Here is a 22,278-nt window from a genome sequence, read left to right as displayed (position 1 = left end):
AAGTTATGCAAAAAATTCATATTAACGGGCGCGAAATCAGTGCCAACCAACCACCGTATATTATTGCAGAAATGTCCGCCAACCATAATGGCAGTCTAGAAACTGCGTTTAAAATCATTGAAGAAGCGAAAAAAGCAGGTGCGGACGCAGTGAAATTGCAAACCTACACCGCTGACACGATTACGCTCAACAGCCGCGCCCCTGAATTTATGATTCAAACAGGTGGTTTATGGGACGGTCAGTCGCTGCATGATTTGTATGCGAAAGCGCATATGCCTTGGGATTGGCATAAGCCTTTGTTTGAATTTGCAAAAGAGCAAGATATTACCATTTTTAGTTCGCCGTTTGATTTTAGTGCGGTGGATTTGCTGGAAAGTTTGGACGCGCCTGCGTATAAGATTGCATCGTTTGAAGTGATTGATTTGCCATTGATTCGCTATGTCGCGCAGACGGGCAAGCCGATGATTATTTCCACTGGCATGGCAGACGAAAATGAAATTGCCGAAGCGATTGCAACGGCGAAAGAAGCGGGCAACAAAGAATTGGTCGTGCTGCATTGTGTGAGCGGCTACCCTGCGCCTGCGGAAGATTATAATTTGCGCACTTTGCCTGATATGGCAGCGCGTTTTGGCACATTGGTGGGCTTGTCTGACCATACTTTGGATAATACGACGGCGATTATCAGCGTGGCTTTGGGCGCGTGTGCGATTGAAAAACATTTCACGCTAGACCGAAATGGCGGTGGCGCGGACGATAGTTTTTCGCTTGAACCTGCTGATTTGCAAGCCCTTTGCCGCGATAGCAAAACGGCTTGGCAAGCGTTGGGGAATGTGGAATACGCGCTGAAATCGAGTGAACAGGGGAATGCGCAATTCCGCCGTTCGCTGTATTTTGTGAAAGACATGAAAGCGGGCGATGTAATTGATGAAACGTGTATCCGCAGCGTGCGCCCTGGGTTTGGTTTGCCGCCAAAATTTTATGATGAATTGATTGGCAAACATGTGTCGCAAGATATTGTGGCGAATACGAAAACTAGCTGGGATTGTATTGAGAAATAGAAAAAGCAGCCTGAAAACATTTTCAGGCTGCTTTTTTTGTTTACACAAACGGACTGGCTTTTACCAAACACATAATATGTGCCTTGGCACTACTTGCCAAACTGCTCAATTTATAACCGCCCTCCAACACCGAAATAATCCGCCCTTGCGCGTGTCGGTTGGCAATCAACATAATTTTCTTAGTTAGCCATTCAAAATCGGCTTCCGTTAAATTCAAATGACCCAAATCATCATCACAGTGCGCGTCAAATCCTGCGGACAACAAAATCATTTGCGGCTGAAAACTCGCCAATCTCGGCAACCATTGCGCACGGACCAATTCACGAAATTCCTTGCTGCCATCGCCTGCTTTCAAAGGCGAGTTAATCACATTCGGATTGCTGCCTGAAAATGGTACGCCTGAAAACGGATAAAGCGGATGTTCAAACGATGATAACAACATCACACGCGGGTCATCACGGAAAATATCTTCAGTGCCATCGCCGTGGTGCAAATCAAAATCCACAATCGCTACACGTTCCAAGCGGTATTCTGCAATCGCGTGCATGGCGGCAACTGAAACGTTGTTGATGAAGCAAAATCCTGCGGCTTTGTCTGATGCGGCGTGATGACCTGGGGGGCGAATGGCACAAAAGGCGTTTTTCGCTTGTTTTTTCATTACCATATCCACAGCTTTAATCGCTGCACCTGCGGCGTGTTTGGCGGCGTTGAGCGTGTCGCGGCTAAGATAGGTGTCTTCGTTGATTTTGGTGCTGCCTGAAACGGGGACTTGGCTTTCTAGGCTGCTTAAATAGCTGCGTGTGTGGACGCGTGAAAGCTGAATATCGGTTACTTCGCTGGCTTCAATTTTTTGCAGTAAATGCCACAAACCTGATTTGCGCAAGGCTTGTTCAATCGCTTCTATGCGGCGCGGACTTTCGGGATGTTCCACGCTGACAAAATGTGCTAAACATTCGGGTGCGTAAATCCACGCTGTGCGTCCTTTGATGTCGAGCAGACGCAAAATTTTGGCGCGAACAAAGCGATATTGTTGCAGCAAAAGGTGGATTAGGAGAGGGGGCTTTTTATACATGATGAAATCGTTTTCAGGCTGCCTGAATGGTTAAATTGTGCCACGTTCAATTTCAATGCCCACGGCTTGAACATTGGGCAAAATCCCTGGTTTGGTAACGCGTACGCGGATAAATGCAGCCTGAAAACGCTCCAGCACTAAGTTGGCGATAAATTCGGCTAAACTTTCCAATAATTGAAACTGGCATTGCGCCAATTCTTCGCGAATGGTTTGGCAAACTTCGCCATAATGAATGGTGGTGGCGATATCGTCTGAAGCGTTTTCGCGCTTGGGTAAACCGATGTCTAAATCCAAGATTAGGGGTTGTAAATGCTGGCGTTCCCAGTCGTACACGCCAATCAGGGTTTCGGCTTTCATGCCGTGCAGGAAAATTTTGTCCATTTATCTAAAATTCCGTTAAAATAGGTTTTCTTTCAGGCTGCTTTTGTCTGATTCTGTTATTGTAAACGAAAATATTGGGAGCGGTTATATGTTCTTATTGGAAATCATGGTAGTAGTTGTCGCTTATTTGGTTGGTTCACTTTCGGCTGCGCTGATTGTCTCCAAAAAATTCGGTATGCCCGACCCACGAACTTACGGTTCAGGCAACCCAGGAGCGAGTAATATGTTGCGTAGCGGTCGCAAAGACGCGGCGGCTTGGACGTTGTTTGGTGATGCGTTGAAAGGCTTGGTAGTCGTGGCGATTGCGCGTTGCTTGATGGCGGCAGTGGGTTTACCTGCTGGTGCGGCGGGCTTGGCAGCGATTGCGGTGGTGTTGGGACACATGTACCCCATTTTCTTCGGTTTCCGTGGTGGCAAAGGCGTGGCAACTGCGCTGGGCGTGTTGCTCGGTATGTCTTTGGTGACTACTTTGTGGATTGTGGCGATTTGGGCGGTGGTAGCGTTTAAGTTTAAAAAATCATCAATGGCGGCTTTGGTAGCGGCTGCGGCTGCACCGTTTGCGGCGTTTATCATTATTCCGCAACCCACTTGGGGCTGGTCGATTACGTTGATTGCGATTTTAGTGATTTACCGTCATCGCGATAACATCAATCGTATGAAAGCAGGGAATGAATTAGGGATTGGTGAACCTGCGAAACCTTTGTAAATAAATAGAATGCAGCCTAAAAATTTGGTTTTCAGGCTGCGTTTTTACATTGATAAACACAATCGCAGCCTGAAGCAATCTTTCAGGCTGTATTTTTTAACTGTATAAAATACTTGACTGGTTTACTAGGATATTAGACAATTTCGTCTTCACAAGAAGACACAACCACAAACAAAATAACATCATGCGACTCACCACAAAAGGGCGTTTTGCCGTTACCGCCATGATAGATTTGGCGATGAACGCGCAATACAACGCCGTCAAACTCAACGCCATCAGCGAGCGTCAGAAAATATCCCTGTCGTATCTCGAACAATTATTCAGCAAATTGCGCCGCGCAGGACTGGTTGAAAGCATACGCGGACCAGGCGGCGGTTATATACTCGGCAAGCCTGCCGATCAAATCAATATTGCCCAAATCATCACCGCAGCAGAAGATAAATTAGATGCCACGCTGTGCAACCGAAAAGCCAACTGCCACGGTGGTGCGCCTTGTATCACACACAGCCTTTGGGAAAACCTCAATCAAACCATTGATAACTATTTAAGCAACATCACGCTGGCAAGTTTGCTGGAACAAGAAAACCAAAATAAAAACAGCGAACACGTTGTGAGCTTGACACATATTCATTAACAATAAATATTACAAGGACTTAAACCATGACCATCAAAATCCCAGTTTACTTAGACTACGCCGCAACCACACCCGTAGACAAACGCGTTGCCGAAAAAATGATTCCGTATTTGTGTGAAAAATTCGGCAATCCAGCATCAAGCAGCCACGCATTTGGTTGGGAAGCCGAAGAAGCCGTAGAAGAAGCGCGTAAACACATCGCCGATTTGATTAACGCCGACAGCAAAGAAATCGTGTTCACAAGCGGCGCGACTGAATCCAATAATTTAGCAATCAAAGGTGCAGCGCAATTCTACAAAACCAAAGGCAAACACCTGATTACCGTGAAAACCGAACACAAAGCTGTGTTGGACACCATGCGCGAGTTGGAGCGTCAAGGCTTTGAAGTAACTTATTTAAATGTGCAAGAAAACGGCTTGTTGGATTTGGAAGAATTAAAATCCGCCATTCGCCCCGACACGATTTTGATTTCTGTGATGTGGGTAAACAATGAAATTGGCGTAATCCAAAATATCCCAGAAATCGGCAAAATTTGTCGTGAAAACAAAATCGTATTCCATGTAGATGCGGCACAAGCCTGTGGCAAAACGCCTGTTGATGTGGAAGCGGCAAACGTGGATTTGCTGTCTATGTCGGGACACAAAATTTATGCACCGAAAGGCATTGGCGCGTTGTATGTGCGCCGTAAACCGCGTGTTCGCTTGGAAGCGCAAATGCACGGCGGCGGACACGAGCGCGGTTTCCGTTCAGGCACATTGCCAACGCACCAAATTGTTGGCATGGGCGAAGCGTTCCGTTTGGCAAAATTGGAATTGGAAAAAGACACGGCACACGCTTTAAAATTGCGCAAAATTTTCTTGCAAGGTATTAATGGTATTGAAGAAGTGTACATCAACGGCGATTTGGAAAACCGCGTGGCAACCAATTTGAACGTGAGCTTTAACTTTGTGGAAGGCGAAAGTTTGATTATGGCGGTCAAAGAATTGGCGGTATCTAGCGGTTCGGCGTGTACATCGGCAAGCCTTGAACCGAGCTATGTTTTACGCGCTTTGGGTCGCAATGACGAATTGGCGCATTCATCGCTACGCATTACGTTTGGTCGCATGACGACTGAAGAAGAAGTGAAATTTGCGGCTGAATTGATTAAGTCTAAAATCGGTAAATTGCGTGAATTATCGCCGCTTTGGGAGATGTTTAAAGATGGGATTGATTTGAGTACTGTGGAGTGGGCGGAACACTAAATTTCATACAAATAATGCTGCCTGAAAACTTGAAGTGATATTTTCAGGCAGCCTAAAAAGGTAAATTGAATGTATTACGTCTATGAATTAGAGCAACCGATTGATTTTTTTACTGGTGCAATCAAATTATCCAAATTTATTCAAATGTTGAACGATGAAATATCAACAGGGGAAAATTCAATGATGCCAGGGCAATTTATTGCCATGTATAGCGATGCTGAAATTGGATTTATTGAAAAGAGACTGGAATTTGTTAAAGCTTTTAATGCTGCTAAACAAGCGATAGAAGAACGAACCGATTGGAAATGTATTGACGGTTGGTTGCGACACGAACCTTACGTCTTTTCCGTTCCTAGTAATAATGGTGCATTTAATATTGGTTTTGTTTTTAAATTCGATACGAATGGAATAACGTGTATTGCAAGCCCAGTATGGCTAGAACATTTGAGTGAGTGCTTTTGTTATGATAAACAAAGTAGTCAAACTGAATAGGCTAATATTTCATTTTCAGGTAGCCTGAAACAAGGAAAACCCCATGCCTCCACATATTTTAGAACAACGCCAAAAAACTATATTAGAAGCCCATGCCAGCAATTTAATTGAAAATTTGGATATGGGCAGCGATTATTTGAATGAATTGCTTGAATTAGCCAAACAAAACATTAGCAATCAAGAGTTTGAACGCATTGCAATGGCAAAACTCATGCAGCCATATCAAAACCATGTATAACGCAAGATTGGCGCATGAACAGGCGGTTTATGACCGTTTGATTATTGCAGGAACGCCTTATTTCAAAAATAAATTGAATTTGCAAGGCGTTGAATTGGAAACATTTGAAGCGCGATTATTTGCTGTCAAAAGCATTACGCGCCCAATTTTGCAAACTTTTTCGCTGCCTGAAATTCAAGCATTGCACAAACATTTATTGGGCGATTTGTACGAATGGGCTGGCGAGTTGCGCCAGTACACGACAGGTCGCGGAGAAATTCCATTTTGTCGCCCTGAATTTATCGTTTCGTTTTATGGCGATGTGTGGCGAAAATTGAAAAACGAACAGTTTTTACGCGATTTGAGCCGTGAACAATTTGCCGAACGCAGCGCGTATTTTTGCAGCGAATTGAATGCGGTACACCCATTTATTGAAGGAAATGGCAGAATTACGCGCTTGTTTTTGCAAGATTTAGCCGCGCCAAATGGTTATTCGGTTTCCATGAAAATTTTAGAAGCGGATAAGGGCGCGTGGTATGCAGCAATGAAAACAGCGTTTGAAACAACAGATACGCGATTGTTGGCAACATTGATTTTGTCGGCATTGACATAATTTTCAGGCAGCCTGAAAATATTTTTGGTGGTGTCCTGAAAAGTGTGCTGTAAAACTAAACAATGCCAAAGTGAATATCAAAGAAAGCTAAATCAAAAACTTTCTTGTGATAAAACATACTTTTAGAAAAGCAACACGTTTTTCTAAACGCTCGCCTTACTTTGTGCCGTAAACGACAGTTATTACCCTCAATGCCAACTGTGTGTTGCTTACCAACTAGATGCCATTCTTCATTTGAAAAGACATTTAAAAATGCAGCCCAGTCGTCGGTCGCAATTCTGTCATAGGTTACACGCAACTCTTTCAAACGCCGTTTGAGTGCTCGCGCTGTTGCTAAATCGCGCTTACCCCAAACGTAAGCGACAATTTCGCCACTTTCTCTGTGATAGGCATAGACTAGCCATACTTTATTAGACTTGTTACCGACAAATGTCCAAAACTCGTCTATTTCAAGTGTAGAGTAATGTTTTTGTTTAGGAAATGGCTCAAACTCATGGCGTTTTAAGGCAGCCTGAACTTTGTCTTTGCTGTAACCCGTAATTGCTGCAATATCGCGAATGCCACAACCTCTAACGGTCATTCTCCAAACCTGTTCATCAGCTTTGGAATGACAACCCTTATAGGTAAGGTTATGGTCGCCAATAAAATTACGGCAGCAATCTTTACAAAAATACTTTTGTTTACGATTGCCAGAGTAGCCATTTTTCTTTATATTTTGTCCTTGGCAGCGAGGACATTTCAGAGTTATTTGTATTTTCACACATTCAATAATACTCTGTTCTCGCTGCTTTTTTATTGCTTATTTTTTACAGCACACTTTTCAGGACACCACCATATTTTTTAACAACATTTATTTAACAACAAAACCACAAGGAAACACATCATGGCATACAGCGATAAAGTGATTGACCACTACGAAAACCCACGCAATGTCGGTTCATTCAACAAAGACGACAACGATGTCGGCACAGGCATGGTTGGCGCACCTGCTTGCGGCGACGTGATGAAATTGCAAATCAAGGTAAACGAACAAGGCGTGATTGAAGACGCAAAATTCAAAACCTACGGTTGCGGTTCAGCGATTGCGTCTTCTAGCTTGATTACCGAATGGGTAAAAGGCAAATCTTTGGACGAAGCGTTGGCAATCAAAAACAGCGAAATCGCAGAAGAATTGGAATTGCCACCTGTGAAAATCCACTGCTCAATTTTGGCAGAAGACGCGGTAAAAGCCGCCGTTGCGGATTACAAGAAAAAACAAGGCGCATAATTTTTCAGGCAGCCTGAAAACGAAATCATATTTTCAGGCTGCATTTTATTTATAAGACCAAGGATTAGCGATGATTACAGTTACATCAAATGCAGCTACCCACATTCGTAATTATCTAACCAAACGCGGCAAAGGCGAAGGCATCCGCATTGGCGTGAAAACCAGCGGCTGTTCAGGCATGGCGTACACATTAGAATTTGTGGACGAAGTGCAGCCTGAAGACACCGTTTTTGAACAAGACGGCGTGAAAGTGTTTATCGACCCAAAAAGTTTGGTTTATTTGGACGGCACACAAGTTGATTACACCAAAGAAGGTTTGCAAGAAGGTTTCAAATTTGAAAACCCAAATGTGAAAGAAAGTTGCGGTTGCGGCGAAAGTTTCCATGTATAGTCGCTTAGCTAACTTTCCACGCAGCCTGAAAACTGCATTCGCCGCCGCATGGAAAACGTGCGCGGCGATTTTTGCATTGTTGCTGCTGTATGGCGCGGCAGCGTGGGGATTGGGCAACTGGAAAGTGCAGCAACGCGCACCGCTGCAATCAGGAATTGCGGTTTACATCATCAGCAACGGCGTACACACCGATATTGCCCTGCCCATCGAAACACCCCAATGGCATTGGCGCGATTGGGTACGCGAAACCGACACACGCCAGCTGCAACTTGTCGCCCAATATGTCGCCATAGGTTGGGGCGACCGTGGATTTTATTTGGAAACGCCTACTTGGGCAGACTTAAAAGCCAGTACCGCATTCAAAGCCATTTCGGGGTTAAACCAAACCGCCATGCATGTTACCTTTTACGCGCATGAACCGCTTGAAGAACCCAAACGCAGCCTGAAAATCATCGTATCGCCTGAAGAATATCAGCGTTTGGCGCAGCAAATTTCCCAAAGTTTCGCCACAAAACAAGGGAAAACGCAGCCAATCACAGGAGCGCATTATCACGAAACAGACGCGTTTTACGAAGCTAATGGGCGATACAGCGCATTCAAAACGTGCAACACTTGGACAAATTCACAGTTCAAAAATAGCGGTTTGCCAGCACGATTTTGGACACCGTTTTCAGGGGTGTTAGTTTCGCCATAATCGGCAATGATTGGTTGTGCAGCCTGAAAATAAAGTAACAAATCCAATAGCGTTTTCAGGCTGCCTGAAACCCCGTTTTCCCGTATAATTCACGCATTTTTATAACCATTTTTATTTTCAGGCTGCATTTTGAAAAGTAGGCTGGGTCGTGACCCAGCTAACAACAAATTATTTCGCTGGGTTATAACCCAGCCTACTCAAAACGCAGCCTGAAAAATCCAATCTTATGAAACCATCAATTTTAGCCAAATTACAAACCCTATCAGAGCGTTTAGAAGAAGTAACCGCCTTGCTCGGCTCGCCAGAAGCCACAGCAAATATGGATAACTACCGCAAACTCAACCAAGAACACGCGGAACTCACGCCAATCGTGGAAACCTACCAACAATATCGCCAAGCCGAAAGCGATTTGACGGACGCGCAAGAAATGTTGTCTGACCCCGACATGAAAGAATTTGCCACCGAAGAAATTGAAGCCGCCAAAATCAAAATTGAACAGCTTGATTTTGAATTACAAAAATTGCTGCTGCCAAAAGATGCGGACGATGATAAAAATATTTTCATTGAAATTCGCGCAGGCACAGGCGGCGATGAAGCGGCATTATTTGCAGGCGATTTATTGAGAATGTATAGCCGATTTGCCGAGCGCAATCGTTGGCAAACGGAAATCGTGTCCGCCAGCGAAAGCGATTTGGGCGGCTATAAGGAAGTGATTGTGCGTTTAATCGGTTTGGGTGCGTACAGCAAATTGAAATTTGAATCGGGCGGACACCGTGTTCAGCGTGTGCCAGCAACCGAAAGCCAAGGGCGCATTCACACGTCCGCGTGTACCGTTGCTGTGATGCCCGAAGCGGACGAATTGGAAGAAATTCAGTTAAATCCCAATGATTTACGCATTGATACATTCCGCGCAAGTGGCGCAGGTGGTCAGCACATCAACAAAACGGATTCCGCGATTCGCATTACCCACTTGCCCACAGGCATGGTGGTGGAATGCCAAGACGGTCGCAGCCAACACGCCAACAAAGCGCAAGCGATGAAAGTTTTGGCGGCGCGTTTGAACGACAAGCAAAAACGCGAAGCCCAAGCCAAAGAAGCCGCTGAGCGCAAATCGTTGATTGGTAGCGGCGACCGTAGCGAGCGCATTCGCACGTACAACTATCCGCAAGGGCGCGTAACCGACCACCGTATCAATTTGACCTTGCATAAATTGGATTTTGTGATGGACGGCGATATGGAAGAAATTACCAGCGCGTTGATTGCGGAACATCAGGCGGAATTGTTGGCGGCAATGGGGGATTAAAGCAAAAAGCAGCCTGCACATTTGATGCAGGCTGCTTTGAAAGGGAAAATCATGAAGAAATATTTGACTGGATTATGCTTGGCAATTTGGCATTTATTGATGCCTAATTCTGCGTTGGCGCAAAAGCCCATTCAGCAGCCTGAAATATCCACAATTCCTGATAATCCGATTGCATTTGGTTTTAAAGCAAATTGGTTAGCCATTAAATCGGATTCAGCCGAAACGGTTTTGCAAAAATTGCCTGTTCAATGATATGGAATAATTTTCAGGCAGCCTGAAAGGAATATCATGCAAAATTCATCATTACCCAAATGGTTTTGGAAATTGCTGCCGTTTTTAACTGGTCGCCAATCGGCAGCCGATTTTGAACAATGGCTAAATACGGATTGCGCGAAAAATCATTTTCCTGATGAAATTTATACAAAATTGTGGTGGGTGAATTATCGTGGTAATCAAGTGAAAAATGATATTCTTCAAATAATTAGTAATCAATATGGGCATGATGAAAAAATGCTTGTTATCCGAGAAATGCTAGATTTACTAGCAAATAAATTAGATTATTTGAAAATAGATAGTCCAGTTTGGGAAATTTTGCCGTTTTCTACTGAATATCAAGAAAATTTATATAGCATGATATTGGTGCGTAGCGAAATAGAAATGTTTATTGATAATGAAAATATGCAAAAAATTTATCATCAAAAGACTGCAAAATTTTTCGCTAAATTATGCGATGCGTTGGCAAATGATAGAGTTTTGCCTGAATTGCCAATAATGGGAAATTAGCTTTTCAGGTAGCCTGAAAGGAAAATATCATGCAAATTATCCAAAAATGGATTGGATTTTTAAATCAATCGTTTGATGTACCTGATGATTTTGATAATTTGGCGAATGATAAAATCAACCAATTATTTTCAGGTTCTGACGATGATATTTTGTTAGAACCAGACGTTCAGATAATTTAAAATCCACCTATTAACTAATTTAAAAACAGAAAGAGACTTTTAAAAAATGGCAGTTATCATCACCACCCCAGAAGAACAAGACAAAATGCGCGAACTCGGTCGTTTGGTTGCCGAAGCATTGGATTATATTGGCGATTTTATCAAACCAGGCATCACCACCAACGAAATTGACAAACTGGTTTACGATTACCATGTAAACGTACAAGGCGGCTACCCAGCACCTTTGCACTACGGCAATCCGCCGTATCCAAAATCATGCTGCACATCAGTGAACCACGTGATTTGCCATGGCATTCCAGACGACAAACCGCTCAAAGAAGGCGACATCATCAATATCGACTTAACCATCAAAAAAGACGGTTTCCACGGCGACAGTAGCCGTATGTTTGCAGTGGGCAAAATCAGCCCACAAGCGCAACGCCTGATTGACGTAACCCACGAATCCATGATGGCAGGCATTGCCGCTGTGAAAGCAGGCGCAACTTTGGGCGACGTTGGTTACGCGTGTCAGCAAGTGGCTGAAAACGCAGGTTATTCTGTGGTGCAGGAATTTTGTGGACACGGCATTGGGCGCGAATTTCACTGCGAACCGCAAGTGCTGCACTACGGTCGCAAAGGCACAGGTTTGGTGCTGAAACCCGGTATGATTTTCACGATTGAGCCGATGATTAACCAAGGTAAACGCCACCTGCGCATTTTGGACGACGGCTGGACTGTTGTTACCAAAGACCGCAAATTGTCCGCACAATGGGAACACGAAGTTTTGGTAACCGAAACAGGGTGCGAAATTTTGACGATTTCTCCGCGTACAGGTCGTCCATAAAACACTTTCAGGCTGCTTGATATTTTCAGGCAGCCTGAAAACACGAAATCAATAAATATGTTATACATCAAAAACTTAATCTATTGGATTATTCTCACCCTTTCCATGCCCATTATGTTCATCTGCGTGATTTTCGCGCTGCCGTTTGACAAAGGCGTGAACAAAGTCGGCTTGGCATGGGTGAAAATGCTGCTGTGGGTGCTGAAAAACATTGTGGGGCTGAACTATGTGGTGCGCGGCGCAGAAAATATCCCCAGCACGCCGTCTATCATTTGCGCGAAACACCAGAGCGGCTGGGAAACGCTGGCGTTGCAAGAAATTTTCCCATTGCAAATCTATGTCGCCAAAAAAGAATTGTTCAACATTCCCTTTTTTGGCTGGGGCTTGAAACTGGCGAAAACCATCGGCATCGACCGCAAAGCAGGTGCGAAAGCCACGCAAATGTTGTTGGAACAAGGTATGGCGCGTAAAAACGAGGGCTTTTGGATTGCGATTTTCCCTGAAGGCACGCGCATGCCTGCTGGCGAACGCGGTCGCTATAAATTGGGCGGCGCGCGCATGGCAAAATTGTTTGAAATGGATTTGGTGCCTGTGGCGCACAATAGTGGCGAATATTGGGCGCGTAATGCGTTTTTGAAATACCCCGGAACGATTGAAGTGGTCATAGGCAAACCGATTGCGCACGGTTCGGGCGATGAAGTGGCATTGATGGCGGCTTGCGAGGACTGGATTGAAACGCAACAAGTTGAAATTTCAGGAAAAGGCCCGTGCGCGAAAAAGGCAGCCTGAAAAATGAATACGATGATTTGCACGGTTTCAGGCTGCGCGATTACGTTGCACATTAAGCGCAATACGAAGAAAAACATTATCGTGCGCCCGAATGATAATCGCAGCCTGAAAATTGGGATTCCGAACTGGTTCACGCAAAAAGATTTGTTGGCGTGGCTGGATAAAAATGAAGCGGTTTTGCAGCGTTTGCTGGCGAAGCGTGCGCCTGAACCTGCGATGTCGCAGCCTGAAAATGTGGGTTTTATGGGCAAGACTTATGCGCTGGTGTCTGTGCCTGTTTCGCAAATTGAGCGTGATGAGGCAAACTTGGTTTTCAGGCTGCCTGAAAGTTTATCGCAAACGCAACAATTTGATTTGTTGCGTGAATATTTTTTTCAGGCTGCGGAAAAGCATTTGTTGGCAAAACTGGAATATTGGATTGGGCAGACGAAGTTGAAACCTGTGGCGATTGGCTTAACCAACGCGAAGACGTTTTGGGGTGTCTGCCGTCCGCACACAGGGATTCGGATTAACTGGCGGCTGATTGCTGCGCCTGAATTTGTGCAAGATTGTGTGTGCGTGCATGAACTGTGCCATTTGAAACATACCAATCACAGCGCGGCTTTTTGGGCGTTGCTGCGACAGGAATTTCCGCAAATGGATAGCGCGGAGGCGTGGCTGAAAGAGCAGGGGAAAACCTTGTTTGTGCTTGGTTGATTTTCAGGCTGCGTTCCCCATATAGGTGTTTTCAGGCAGCCTGAAAATATACGAGAAAAATGGAGCATTGGCGGCTCGCCGACAAAATCTTTGATAATTAAATTGAAAATGTGTCGGTGAGCCGCCGACGCTCTATTGCGTACTCAAACGCAGCCTGAAAACAGTAAACAAAGGATTTAAAGAAACATGAATAAAAAGTTGATTTCATTAGCTGTGATAACAGCTTTGGCGGTCTCTGCTTGCGGCGATAAACAAGAAACAGACAATCAAGCGGCTTCACAAGCGTTTGTGAAAGAGGCGAAACCTGCTCAAGCAGACGGCACGGTGGGCATGTTGTTGCCAAACTTTACGGAATTGGTGGCACGTGAAGGCAGCACCGTTGTCAATATTCAGGCAGACAGCGACCCTGAAGCACAAACCGCTCAAAACAAAATAGAAGAAGATTCATCAGAAGACCCGTTTGCAGAATTTTTCAAACGCATTGTGCCAAATCAGCCTGATTCGCCCGAACAATCAGAAGAGGAATCCAATTTCGGTTCAGGCGTGATTATCAGCGCGGACGGTTATGTACTGACGAACACGCACGTGATTAAAGGCATGAACAATATTAAAGTGGTCTTGAATGATAAGCGTGAATATCCTGCTAAATTGGTGGGTTCTGATGAAAAATCAGATATTGCCTTGCTGAAAATTGATGCAAAAGACTTGCCTGCTGCGAAAATTGGTAGCCCGAATGAATTGAAATCAGGCGAATGGGTGGTAGCGATTGGTGCGCCGTTTGGCTTTGAAAACAGCGTAACTGCAGGGATTGTGTCGGCAAAAAACCGCACCTTGCCTGCTGATAATTACATGCCGTTTATTCAAACTGATGTGGCGATTAACCCTGGTAATTCGGGCGGTCCATTGTTTAATTTGAAAGGGCAAGTAGTCGGGATTAACTCGCAGATTTACAGCCGAAGCGGTGGCTTTATGGGCATTTCGTTTGCCATTCCAATTGATGTGGCGATGAATGTGGCTGAGCAACTGAAAACGACAGGACGCGTTCAGCGTGGTCAATTAGGCTTGGTGATTCAAGAGGTTACTTATAATTTGGCGCAATCGTTTGGTTTGGATAAACCAACGGGCGCATTGGTGGTGAAAGTGGTGGAAGGCGGTCCAGCTGCTCAAGCGGGCTTGCAGTTGGGCGACATTATTCGCAGCGTGGATAACGAAACCGTAAAATCATCTAGTGATTTGCCCGCTATGATTGGTTCCATGTCGCCTGGCAAAAAAATCAAGTTGGGTGTGTGGCGTGAGGGCAAATTGATTGAATTAACCGCCGTTTTGAATGAACAAAAAGATGCCAATAATGAAAGCGCAGAAAGCAACATTAATCAACCTAGCGCGCACGATGTGAGTAGTTTTGAATTTGTTGATGCTGGCTTAACCATTGGCGTGGAAAATGATGGCTTGCTGGTGGTTCGCAATGTGAAAGGCATTGCCGCGCGCGCAGGTTTACGCCGTGGTGATGTGATTGAACAAGTGGCAGGTATCCCCGTTCACAACCAAGAAGAATTTGTCCAAGCCGTTACCAAATCAGGCAAAAATATCCCGATTTTGGTGCAGCGCGCAGGTTCAACCATTTTCTTTGCGTTGATTCTGCCATAACCCGTTTTTCAGGCTGCCTGAAAATTACGCAGCCTGAAAACCCTATTTTTGCGTTAAAATACGCGCTATTTTGTAGGAAAAAACTATGTCTAACACAACAGAACAAAAACCGTTAATTGAATTTCCAACCCATTTTGATTTAAAAATTATGGGTGCGCAACACCCTGATTTTTCAAGTGAAATTTTGAAAACTGTGCAACAACATTCACCAAGCACCACAGAAGCACACATCAAACTGCGCCCAAGTTCAAAAGGCAATTACGTTGGCGCAACCGTAACCGTGTACGCCGAAAACCAAGAGCATTTGGACAATATTTACCGCGCAGTAACCTCGCATCACATGGTAAAAGTCGTATTCTAAGGCAGCCTGAAATGAAAATTATCAAACTTGGTTTGGTGGACTATCAGCCCACGTTTGAAGCCATGAAAAAATTTAACGCCGAGCGCACGCCCGAAACTGAAGATGAACTGTGGCTGGTGGAACATCCGCCTGTATTTACGCAAGGCTTGGCAGGTAAACCCGAACACCTTTTGCTCACAAGCGATATTCCCGTGGTGCAAATCGACCGCGGCGGACAAATCACTTATCACGGACCAGGGCAACTGGTGGTTTACACGATGATAAATTTCAAACGCCGCCACACAAGCGTGCGCAAAATCGTGTCCGCGTTGGAAAACAGCATTATCGCCACGCTTGCAGAATACGGCATTGATTCTGCTAACGACCCCGACCGTCCAGGCGTTTACGTTGGCAATCGCAAAATCGCATCACTCGGGCTTCGGATTAAAGATGGTTCGGTGTATCACGGTTTGGCGTTGAATGTGAACATGGATTTAGAGCCGTTTCATCAGATTAACCCGTGCGGTTACGCAGGCTTGGAAATGGCACAAATCCGCGATTATTTGAATCCTTGCCCCACTTGGGACGAAGTGGCAGAGAAATTGAGCAAGCATTTGCTTAGCGAATTGGATTACGAAAAATTGAAATTGTGATTTCAGGCAGCCTGAAAACCCAAGTGAAAGATAAAATCATGGAAAATCAAAAATATATTCCAACTGGCTAAGTTCGCACATTTGGCACAATGGGCGTTCCTTATTTGGTAGGGCAGCCTGAAAAAGAATTGCCTAATGGCGATATTTTGGTGCAGATTGAATTATTGGAAAGAGGTGAGCGCGAGTATTATCCGCTTTCCAACTTATTGAATGACCCGAAAGCCAATTAAATGTACGCAATTTCCTTTGATTTAGTCGTTTCCGAAACGCAGCAAGCCCACCCAAAAGGCGTGAGTCAAGCCTATCAAGACATGGGGACAACCTTGTCGCAATATGGATTTCAGCGCGTACAAGGCAGCTTGTATATCAACAACAATGAAGATATGGCGAACTTGTTTACCGCTATTTAAGCCTTGAAAACGTTACCTTGGTTTCCCATTTCTGTGCGAGATATTCGGGTGTTCAGAATTGAACAATGGTCAGATTTCACGCAATTTGTAAAATCGTAAGCTAAACGTAGCCTGAAAAACGAAGAGAAATAAAGAATGAAATTAAACGGACACACCGTCTTAATCACAGGCGGCGCGACAGGTATTGGCTTTGCGCTTGCCAAAAAATTCCACACCGCAGGCAACCAAATTATTTTGGTGGGCAGACGCGAAGACGTTTTGCAGCAAGCTGCCGCGCAACTTTCAGGCTGCCGCATCGCCGTTGCAGACGTTTCCAAAACCGAAGACCGCGAACGCTTGGTGCGTGATTTTCCCGAAGTCAGCGTGTTGGTAAACAACGCAGGTATCCAATTCACCAAACGCTTGGACGCGCAAAACGATGATGAAATCGCCCAAGAAATCAACATCAATTTAACCGCGCCCGCCCAGCTCACACGCGCCTTTCTGCCGATTTTAACCGCGAAACAAGAATCCGCCGTGATTAACGTATCGTCAGGTTTGGCGATTGTGCCAAAAGAAACCTGCGCCCTGTATTGCGCGACCAAAGCCGCGTTGCACAGCTTTTCGCAAGTGTTGCGCTGGCAAATGGAAAACACATCGTTGCGCGTGTTTGAAATTATGCCCCCGATGGTTGCCACGCCGATGTCGCAAGGCAAAGGACACGCGAATTTGAAAATCTCTCCCGATGAATTGGCAGACGAATTTTGGCGTGATTTTGAACGCAATCATTTTGAAATCATGGCTGGTAAAACCAAACTTTTATACTGGATTAACCGTATTTCTGCGACTTTGGGTCAAAGGATTATGCGAAAAGGATTGTAGTTTTCAGGCAGCCTGAAAATGGATAGATAGTCGTAGGGTGTACCCCGCGCACCAGCATTTTTAAACAACTTAAAAATTTGCTTATTGTGCAAAAATAGTGTGTATGGCACACCCTACGCAGGATATTGTTATCCATTAAAAAAGCAGCCTGAAAACCAAAAATTAACCCCAAAACCGTTTTTAGGCAGCCTGAAAACGCACTTATGAAAGAAGAAAGATGTCATCAGAAACCAAACCCAATATGCAAGGCGTCAAACTAAAAGGCGCAGAAAAAACCGCACGCATTCCAATTAAAGTCGTTCCATTGGAGCAAAAAATCAAAAAACCTGAATGGATTAAAGCCAAAATCCCGACAAGCAAAAAATTCTTTGAAATCAAAGATATTTTGCGTAACCAAAAAATGCACACCGTGTGCGAAGAAGCATCTTGCCCGAATATTGGCGAATGTTTCAGCTACGGCACAGCCACTTTTATGATTATGGGCGATATTTGTACGCGCCGTTGTCCGTTCTGCGATGTGGGACACGGTCGCCCAAATGAATTGGACGCGAACGAGCCGAAACACTTGGCGGAATCCGTTGCGGCAATGGGTTTGAAATACGTTGTGATTACTTCGGTTGACCGCGATGATTTGCGCGATGGCGGCGCACAACACTTCGCGGATTGCATTAACGAAATCCGTAAAACCAGCCCAAACACAAAAATTGAAATTCTTGTGCCAGACTTCCGAGGTCGCTTGGATATTGCGCTGGAAATTTTGGCGAAAAATCCGCCTGATGTGATGAATCACAATTTGGAAACGCACCCACGTTTGTATAAACAAGCGCGCCCTGGGGCGGATTACAAACACTCGCTGGAATTGTTGCGCCGTTACCGAGAAATGATGCCGCATATCCCAACGAAATCAGGCATTATGGTTGGCTTGGGCGAAACGGACGAAGAAGTGCGCGAAATCATGCGCGATATGCGTGAAAACAATATTGAGATGATTACGGTCGGTCAATATTTGCAACCGTCTGATAGCCATTTGCCTGTTTTGCGCTATGTAACGCCAGAGCAGTTCAAAGAGTTTGAAAAAGAAGCGTATGAAATGGGCTTTACTAACGCGGCGATTGGCGCGATGGTTCGTTCGAGTTACCACGCGGATATGCAAGCGCATGAAGTGCTGGATAGCAAAAACGGTAACGGTGGCTGTTGTCATCACTAAAAAGTCATTCAGAACGCCTGAAAAATCAGTATAATGCGCGTTCGTTTATTTTCAGGCTGCTTGTGTATTTTCAGGCAGCCTGAAAATATTTTCATCAATCAGCTCCGCAATTACGGGCTACCTGACAATAAAGTTATACAAACCATGAAAAAAGTATTTATCCGCACCTTTGGCTGCCAAATGAACGAATACGACAGCGAAAAAATGCTTGCTGTATTAGCCGAAGAACACGGCGGTATTGAACAAGTTGCCGAACCCGAAGGCGCAGACATTATTTTGTTTAACACTTGCTCGGTGCGCGAAAAAGCACAAGAAAAAGTGTTTTCTGATTTGGGTCGCGTGAAACATTTGAAAAAAGACAATCCGCAGTTAATCATTGGCGTGGCAGGTTGCGTGGCTTCGCAAGAGGGCGAGGCGATTATTGAACGTGCGCCGTATGTGGATGTCGTTTTCGGGCCGCAAACTTTGCACCGCTTGCCTAAAATGATTGTGGACAAAGAAACCACAGGCTTGTCGCAAGTGGATATTTCGTTCCCCGAAATTGAAAAATTTGACCACTTGCCGCCAGCGCGTGTGGAAGGCGGCAGTGCGTTTATTTCCATTATGGAAGGCTGTTCAAAATATTGCTCATTCTGCGTTGTGCCTTATACGCGCGGCGAAGAATTTTCACGCCCACTCAATGATGTGCTGACGGAAATCGCGAACTTGGCGCAACAAGGTGTAAAAGAAATCAATCTGTTAGGACAAAACGTAAACGCCTATCGCGGCGAAATGGACAACGGCGAAATTTGCGATTTTGCGACTTTATTGCGTATCGTGCATGAAATCCCTGGCATTGAACGTATGCGTTTCACAACTAGCCACCCACGCGAATTTTCGGACGCGATTATTGAATGCTATCGCGATTTGCCGAAATTGGTTTCGCATTTGCATTTGCCAATTCAAAGCGGTTCTGACCGCGTGTTGAGCGCGATGAAACGCGGTTACACGGCGTTGGAATACAAATCCATTATTCGCAAATTACGCGCCATTCGCCCTGATTTGTGTTTGAGTTCGGATTTTATTGTTGGTTTCCCCGGCGAAACGGAGCGCGAATTTGAACAAACGCTAAAATTGGTTAAAGACATCGCCTTTGATTTGAGTTTCGTGTTTATTTACAGTCCGCGCCCTGGTACGCCAGCCGCGAATTTGCCAGACGACACGCCACACGAAGAAAAAGTGCGTCGTTTGGAAGCGTTAAATGAAGTGATTGAAGCGGAAACAGCGCGTATTAACCAAACGATGCTTGGCACAATCCAACGCTGCTTGGTGGAAGGTGTATCCAAAAAAGACCCTGACCAACTGCAAGCGCGTACCACCAACAATCGCGTGGTGAATTTCTACGGCACACCTGACTTGATTAACCAAATGGTAGAATTGGAAATTACGGACGCGCGTACGTTCTCTTTGAGCGGCGAATTGGTTTAATCTCAAACGCAGCCTGAAAATAGTTTTCAGGCTGCATTTTCAAAGGAAAAAATAAAAATGAATAAGGCAATTTTCAGACTGCCTGCTTTGGTGATTTTATGTTTATTGTTGCAAGGTTGTGTGGTGGGCGCGGTGGCGGATTTGGCGGCGACTACGGTGGTAACGGCTGGCAAATTGGCGGTTAAAGGAACGGGCGCGGTGATTGGTGCAATGATTCCTGATGGCGATAAGGATGAGAAGAAGTCTAAGAAAAAAGAGGAAACGGTGCAAACTGTGCCTAAAGCTGTGGAAGTGTCGCAGCCTGAAAAAGTGGTTTCGCAGCCTGAAACAGTTACGCAAACGCAACCTGTGGTTTCTGCTGAACCTAAGTTGATTGACCGCCAGACTGATGTGCATGTGGCTGAACCTGTGGTGGTTGAGCATGATGGTTGGACGGAAACGCGCCAGTCTGAAACGCACACTGAAACGCAAATTTGGAAGTAGTAAATTCAAAATAAAATAGTGCAATTCTAATTTTATCTTTAAGGTGCATAAAATGGCATATTCAATTGATTTACGAGAAAAAGCATTAAATTGTTACAAGCAATGTAACAATGCAAGTAAAGTTGCCAAAACCTATGGTATCTCAAGAAATACGCTTTACCTTTGGATTAAATTAGAAGAACAAACAGGTAGCCTGAAACATCAAGTCAAAGGGCAAAATGCCACTAAATTGGATACGCAAGCACTCAAACAATATATTGAACAAAATCCTGATGCTTATCTCTATGAAATGGCTGAAATGTTTAGTTGCTCCACATCAACTATTTTTTATGCGCTCAAAAAATTAGGTATCACGCGTAAAAAAAAGACCCAGAAAAAGTAGCTCATTATTTAGCTCAGTTAGCCCAATTTTCGGACTACCCGCTTGTTTATTTGGATGAAACAGGATTGGATACCTATTTCTTTCGTCCGTATGCTCGTAGTCCGAAAGGGGAAATCGTTAAAACCAAGATAAGCGGTAGAAAATACCAACGCTTATCATTAGTTGCAGCGCAAATTGGGCACAATTTAATTGTGCCAATGATTTATCAAAATACAATGACCAGCGATTTTTTTGAAGCATGGTTTGAAACTATGCTATTGCCCAATTTACCTGAAAAGTCATTGATTATTTTAGATAATGCTAGATTTTACAGAATGGGTATTCTGCAAGAAATGGGGCATCATTTGGGGTATAAAATGCTACCGCTTGCACCTTATTCGCCTGAATTAAATCCAATAGAAAAAACATGGGCAAATATTAAGAAATATATGCGTTCAATTTTGCCTAGTTATGATAATTTTACAGATGTGTTACTATCCTATTTTTATTTTAATTAACTATAAAACCGTTGATTTGTATATTTTTTACAACAGTTCATTTTTGGACAAAATCGTCCACTGTGGATTAGTTTGATTCATACAAAATACGTCCACAAAACGTACACGGCAAAAAATAAAGAGTTAGGTATTTAACCTAACTCTTTGATTTATCTGGTGGGTCGTGAGCGATTCGAACGCTCGACCAACGGATTAAAAGTCCGCTGCTCTACCGACTGAGCTAACGACCCGAAGTCGCGAATAATACAGATTAAATTTAAATTCCGCAAGCGTTTTATTATAAATAAATTTTAAATCATTGAATTTAATTAAAATAAATTGCTAATACTATCGCTTTCAGAGTTTGATTTAGTTCGATTTGGGCGTTCAACAGGTTTTAATTCTCGTTCACCCGTTTGTTTAGATTCAATAGTTCTTTCTGGACGACGAGCTGGCTTAGCGACTGTTGGCACATCATTTTTAGGCTTACTTTCTTGCTTATTACCTGATGGTACATTAGTTGGTATTAACTCACGTTCACCAGTTGTTTCATTCGCTGGGTGAGTTTTTGAAACATCAGCATTTTGTTTAACTGACTTAGGCGCAGGTTTTTTAGGCTGTATATTTGCCCCGCCTGACAATATTGCCTTGTTGATTTTAGTATTATCTGATTCTTCCGGCACTGAAGCTGCTTGAGCTTCTGCATTTTCCTTAGAAGCTACAGGAGTTTCACCTGCTTCTTTCTCAACCACTTCACCTTTACCACGATTAGTTGGTGATAACTTTTCTACTTTAATTTTTTCAGGCTGCGTACTATCAGCCTGAAAATTAGCGGCTGTTCTCTCAGGTGTTTTGGAAATTTCCAGATATAGCACCGCCATTAGCCCGATAACGATAAATAAGCCCAATACTAATAGCGACATCAAAATGTTGCCAAATGTTATTCCGCTTTGTTTTTTGTTTAATTTTGCCATGAGTGTTCCAAATTTCAGGCAGCCTGAAAACTGCCTGAA

General features: G+C 44.3%; 30 protein-coding genes, 1 tRNA gene and 1 pseudogene. 27 read left to right on the top strand and 5 right to left on the bottom strand.

Features of this window, described 5'->3' with window-relative positions; translation table 11 throughout:
* The first annotated feature begins 5 nt into the window (after positions 1 to 5).
* Complete coding sequence (pseI, locus tag QEO93_RS05630) at positions 6 to 1,058, top strand: pseudaminic acid synthase (protein ID WP_032137167.1); 1,053 nt, start codon at positions 6 to 8, stop codon at positions 1,056 to 1,058.
* Between the two features lie 40 nt (positions 1,059 to 1,098).
* Here the strand turns inward: pseI and QEO93_RS05625 are convergent, their stop codons facing one another.
* Positions 1,099 to 2,130, bottom strand: coding sequence for a histone deacetylase family protein (locus QEO93_RS05625; protein ID WP_081906928.1), 1,032 nt, complete (start codon positions 2,128 to 2,130; stop codon positions 1,099 to 1,101).
* 30 nt (positions 2,131 to 2,160) lie between these two features.
* Positions 2,161 to 2,511 (bottom strand): dihydroneopterin aldolase, encoded by a 351-nt coding sequence (gene folB, locus QEO93_RS05620; protein WP_032137166.1) that lies wholly within the window; start codon positions 2,509 to 2,511, stop codon positions 2,161 to 2,163.
* Between the two features lie 88 nt (positions 2,512 to 2,599).
* Between folB and plsY the strand changes: the two genes are divergently transcribed.
* The 6 genes from plsY to QEO93_RS05590 all read left to right on the top strand — a co-directional run bounded on the left by plsY (position 2,600) and on the right by QEO93_RS05590 (position 6,414).
* Complete coding sequence (gene plsY, locus QEO93_RS05615) at positions 2,600 to 3,217, top strand: glycerol-3-phosphate 1-O-acyltransferase PlsY (RefSeq protein ID WP_032137275.1); 618 nt, start codon at positions 2,600 to 2,602, stop codon at positions 3,215 to 3,217.
* Between the two features lie 184 nt (positions 3,218 to 3,401).
* The gene (gene iscR, locus QEO93_RS05610) at positions 3,402 to 3,851 is read left to right on the top strand and encodes a Fe-S cluster assembly transcriptional regulator IscR (protein WP_032137165.1); all 450 of its coding nucleotides are present in this window, start codon (positions 3,402 to 3,404) and stop codon (positions 3,849 to 3,851) included.
* Positions 3,852 to 3,877: 26 nt separating this feature from the next.
* Positions 3,878 to 5,092 carry an IscS subfamily cysteine desulfurase gene (locus QEO93_RS05605; protein WP_032137164.1) on the top strand — a complete coding sequence of 405 codons (1,215 nt, stop codon included), beginning with the start codon at positions 3,878 to 3,880 and terminating at the stop codon, positions 5,090 to 5,092.
* Positions 5,093 to 5,161: 69 nt separating this feature from the next.
* Positions 5,162 to 5,584, top strand: a complete 423-nt coding sequence (locus QEO93_RS05600; protein ID WP_032137163.1) for a hypothetical protein — start codon at positions 5,162 to 5,164, stop codon at positions 5,582 to 5,584.
* 43 nt (positions 5,585 to 5,627) lie between these two features.
* Positions 5,628 to 5,822, top strand: a complete 195-nt coding sequence (locus tag QEO93_RS05595) for a hypothetical protein (RefSeq protein ID WP_032137162.1) — start codon at positions 5,628 to 5,630, stop codon at positions 5,820 to 5,822.
* A complete protein-coding gene (locus QEO93_RS05590) occupies positions 5,815 to 6,414 on the top strand; it encodes a Fic/DOC family protein (RefSeq protein WP_081906925.1) in 600 nt (199 codons plus the stop codon). Before QEO93_RS05595 ends, QEO93_RS05590 begins: the two co-directional genes overlap by 8 nt.
* Before the next feature lie 55 nt (positions 6,415 to 6,469).
* Here the strand turns inward: QEO93_RS05590 and QEO93_RS05585 are convergent, their stop codons facing one another.
* On the bottom strand, positions 6,470 to 7,174 hold the full coding sequence (locus QEO93_RS05585) for an IS1 family transposase (protein ID WP_085815405.1): 705 nt from the start codon (positions 7,172 to 7,174) through the stop codon (positions 6,470 to 6,472).
* A gap of 123 nt (positions 7,175 to 7,297) precedes the next feature.
* On the opposite strand from QEO93_RS05585, the gene iscU reads away from it, so the two are divergent.
* The 20 genes and pseudogenes from iscU (at position 7,298) to QEO93_RS05485 (ending at position 21,286) form a co-directional block, all read left to right on the top strand.
* Complete coding sequence (gene iscU, locus QEO93_RS05580) at positions 7,298 to 7,681, top strand: Fe-S cluster assembly scaffold IscU (RefSeq protein ID WP_003787748.1); 384 nt, start codon at positions 7,298 to 7,300, stop codon at positions 7,679 to 7,681.
* A 70-nt stretch (positions 7,682 to 7,751) separates the two neighbouring features.
* The gene (iscA, locus tag QEO93_RS05575) at positions 7,752 to 8,072 is read left to right on the top strand and encodes an iron-sulfur cluster assembly protein IscA (RefSeq protein ID WP_032136256.1); all 321 of its coding nucleotides are present in this window, start codon (positions 7,752 to 7,754) and stop codon (positions 8,070 to 8,072) included.
* Positions 8,065 to 8,766, top strand: coding sequence for a TIGR02117 family protein (locus tag QEO93_RS05570; protein ID WP_052368606.1), 702 nt, complete (start codon positions 8,065 to 8,067; stop codon positions 8,764 to 8,766). Before iscA ends, QEO93_RS05570 begins: the two co-directional genes overlap by 8 nt.
* A 226-nt stretch (positions 8,767 to 8,992) precedes the next feature.
* Complete coding sequence (gene prfA, locus QEO93_RS05565) at positions 8,993 to 10,069, top strand: peptide chain release factor 1 (protein WP_032136255.1); 1,077 nt, start codon at positions 8,993 to 8,995, stop codon at positions 10,067 to 10,069.
* Positions 10,070 to 10,120: 51 nt separating this feature from the next.
* A complete protein-coding gene (locus QEO93_RS05560; protein ID WP_230471695.1) occupies positions 10,121 to 10,321 on the top strand; it encodes an acyl-phosphate glycerol 3-phosphate acyltransferase in 201 nt (66 codons plus the stop codon).
* 36 nt (positions 10,322 to 10,357) lie between these two features.
* A complete protein-coding gene (locus QEO93_RS05555; RefSeq protein ID WP_032136253.1) occupies positions 10,358 to 10,852 on the top strand; it encodes a hypothetical protein in 495 nt (164 codons plus the stop codon).
* 29 nt (positions 10,853 to 10,881) lie between these two features.
* The gene (locus QEO93_RS05550) at positions 10,882 to 11,031 is read left to right on the top strand and encodes a hypothetical protein (protein WP_157686214.1); all 150 of its coding nucleotides are present in this window, start codon (positions 10,882 to 10,884) and stop codon (positions 11,029 to 11,031) included.
* Between the two features lie 46 nt (positions 11,032 to 11,077).
* A complete protein-coding gene (gene map / locus QEO93_RS05545; RefSeq protein WP_003790932.1) occupies positions 11,078 to 11,854 on the top strand; it encodes a type I methionyl aminopeptidase in 777 nt (258 codons plus the stop codon).
* Between the two features lie 57 nt (positions 11,855 to 11,911).
* Positions 11,912 to 12,643: a lysophospholipid acyltransferase family protein gene (locus QEO93_RS05540; protein ID WP_032136252.1), complete on the top strand. Its 732-nt coding sequence runs from the start codon at positions 11,912 to 11,914 to the stop codon at positions 12,641 to 12,643.
* Between the two features lie 3 nt (positions 12,644 to 12,646).
* Positions 12,647 to 13,339, top strand: a complete 693-nt coding sequence (locus QEO93_RS05535) for a M48 family metallopeptidase (RefSeq protein WP_032136251.1) — start codon at positions 12,647 to 12,649, stop codon at positions 13,337 to 13,339.
* A gap of 186 nt (positions 13,340 to 13,525) precedes the next feature.
* Complete coding sequence (locus QEO93_RS05530; RefSeq protein WP_032136250.1) at positions 13,526 to 14,986, top strand: DegQ family serine endoprotease; 1,461 nt, start codon at positions 13,526 to 13,528, stop codon at positions 14,984 to 14,986.
* An 85-nt stretch (positions 14,987 to 15,071) separates the two neighbouring features.
* Positions 15,072 to 15,347, top strand: coding sequence for a YbeD family protein (locus QEO93_RS05525; RefSeq protein ID WP_032136249.1), 276 nt, complete (start codon positions 15,072 to 15,074; stop codon positions 15,345 to 15,347).
* 11 nt (positions 15,348 to 15,358) lie between these two features.
* A complete protein-coding gene (lipB, locus tag QEO93_RS05520; RefSeq protein ID WP_032136248.1) occupies positions 15,359 to 15,979 on the top strand; it encodes a lipoyl(octanoyl) transferase LipB in 621 nt (206 codons plus the stop codon).
* An 89-nt stretch (positions 15,980 to 16,068) separates the two neighbouring features.
* Complete coding sequence (locus QEO93_RS05515) at positions 16,069 to 16,209, top strand: DUF5397 family protein (RefSeq protein WP_245190602.1); 141 nt, start codon at positions 16,069 to 16,071, stop codon at positions 16,207 to 16,209.
* A complete protein-coding gene (locus tag QEO93_RS05510; RefSeq protein WP_280642227.1) occupies positions 16,210 to 16,389 on the top strand; it encodes a hypothetical protein in 180 nt (59 codons plus the stop codon).
* Positions 16,390 to 16,524: 135 nt separating this feature from the next.
* Entirely contained in the window at positions 16,525 to 17,250 is a 726-nt protein-coding gene (locus tag QEO93_RS05505; RefSeq protein WP_032136247.1) for an SDR family oxidoreductase, read from the top strand.
* Positions 17,251 to 17,467: 217 nt separating this feature from the next.
* Complete coding sequence (gene lipA, locus QEO93_RS05500) at positions 17,468 to 18,457, top strand: lipoyl synthase (protein WP_032136246.1); 990 nt, start codon at positions 17,468 to 17,470, stop codon at positions 18,455 to 18,457.
* 144 nt (positions 18,458 to 18,601) lie between these two features.
* Positions 18,602 to 19,924: a tRNA (N6-isopentenyl adenosine(37)-C2)-methylthiotransferase MiaB gene (gene miaB / locus QEO93_RS05495; RefSeq protein ID WP_032136262.1), complete on the top strand. Its 1,323-nt coding sequence runs from the start codon at positions 18,602 to 18,604 to the stop codon at positions 19,922 to 19,924.
* 57 nt (positions 19,925 to 19,981) lie between these two features.
* A complete protein-coding gene (locus QEO93_RS11610; RefSeq protein WP_179184671.1) occupies positions 19,982 to 20,407 on the top strand; it encodes an NF038104 family lipoprotein in 426 nt (141 codons plus the stop codon).
* Between the two features lie 52 nt (positions 20,408 to 20,459).
* A pseudogene (locus QEO93_RS05485) lies at positions 20,460 to 21,286 on the top strand (IS630 family transposase).
* Positions 21,287 to 21,440: 154 nt separating this feature from the next.
* Here the strand turns inward: QEO93_RS05485 and QEO93_RS05480 are convergent.
* A tRNA-Lys gene (locus tag QEO93_RS05480) sits at positions 21,441 to 21,516 on the bottom strand.
* 78 nt (positions 21,517 to 21,594) lie between these two features.
* Positions 21,595 to 22,239: a hypothetical protein gene (locus tag QEO93_RS05475; protein WP_052368604.1), complete on the bottom strand. Its 645-nt coding sequence runs from the start codon at positions 22,237 to 22,239 to the stop codon at positions 21,595 to 21,597.
* Between the last annotated feature and the right edge of the window lie 39 nt (positions 22,240 to 22,278).

Source organism: Kingella negevensis (assembly GCF_030177895.1).
GTDB lineage: Bacteria > Pseudomonadota > Gammaproteobacteria > Burkholderiales > Neisseriaceae > Kingella_C > Kingella_C negevensis.
This window is presented reverse-complemented; position numbering and strand designations above follow the sequence as displayed.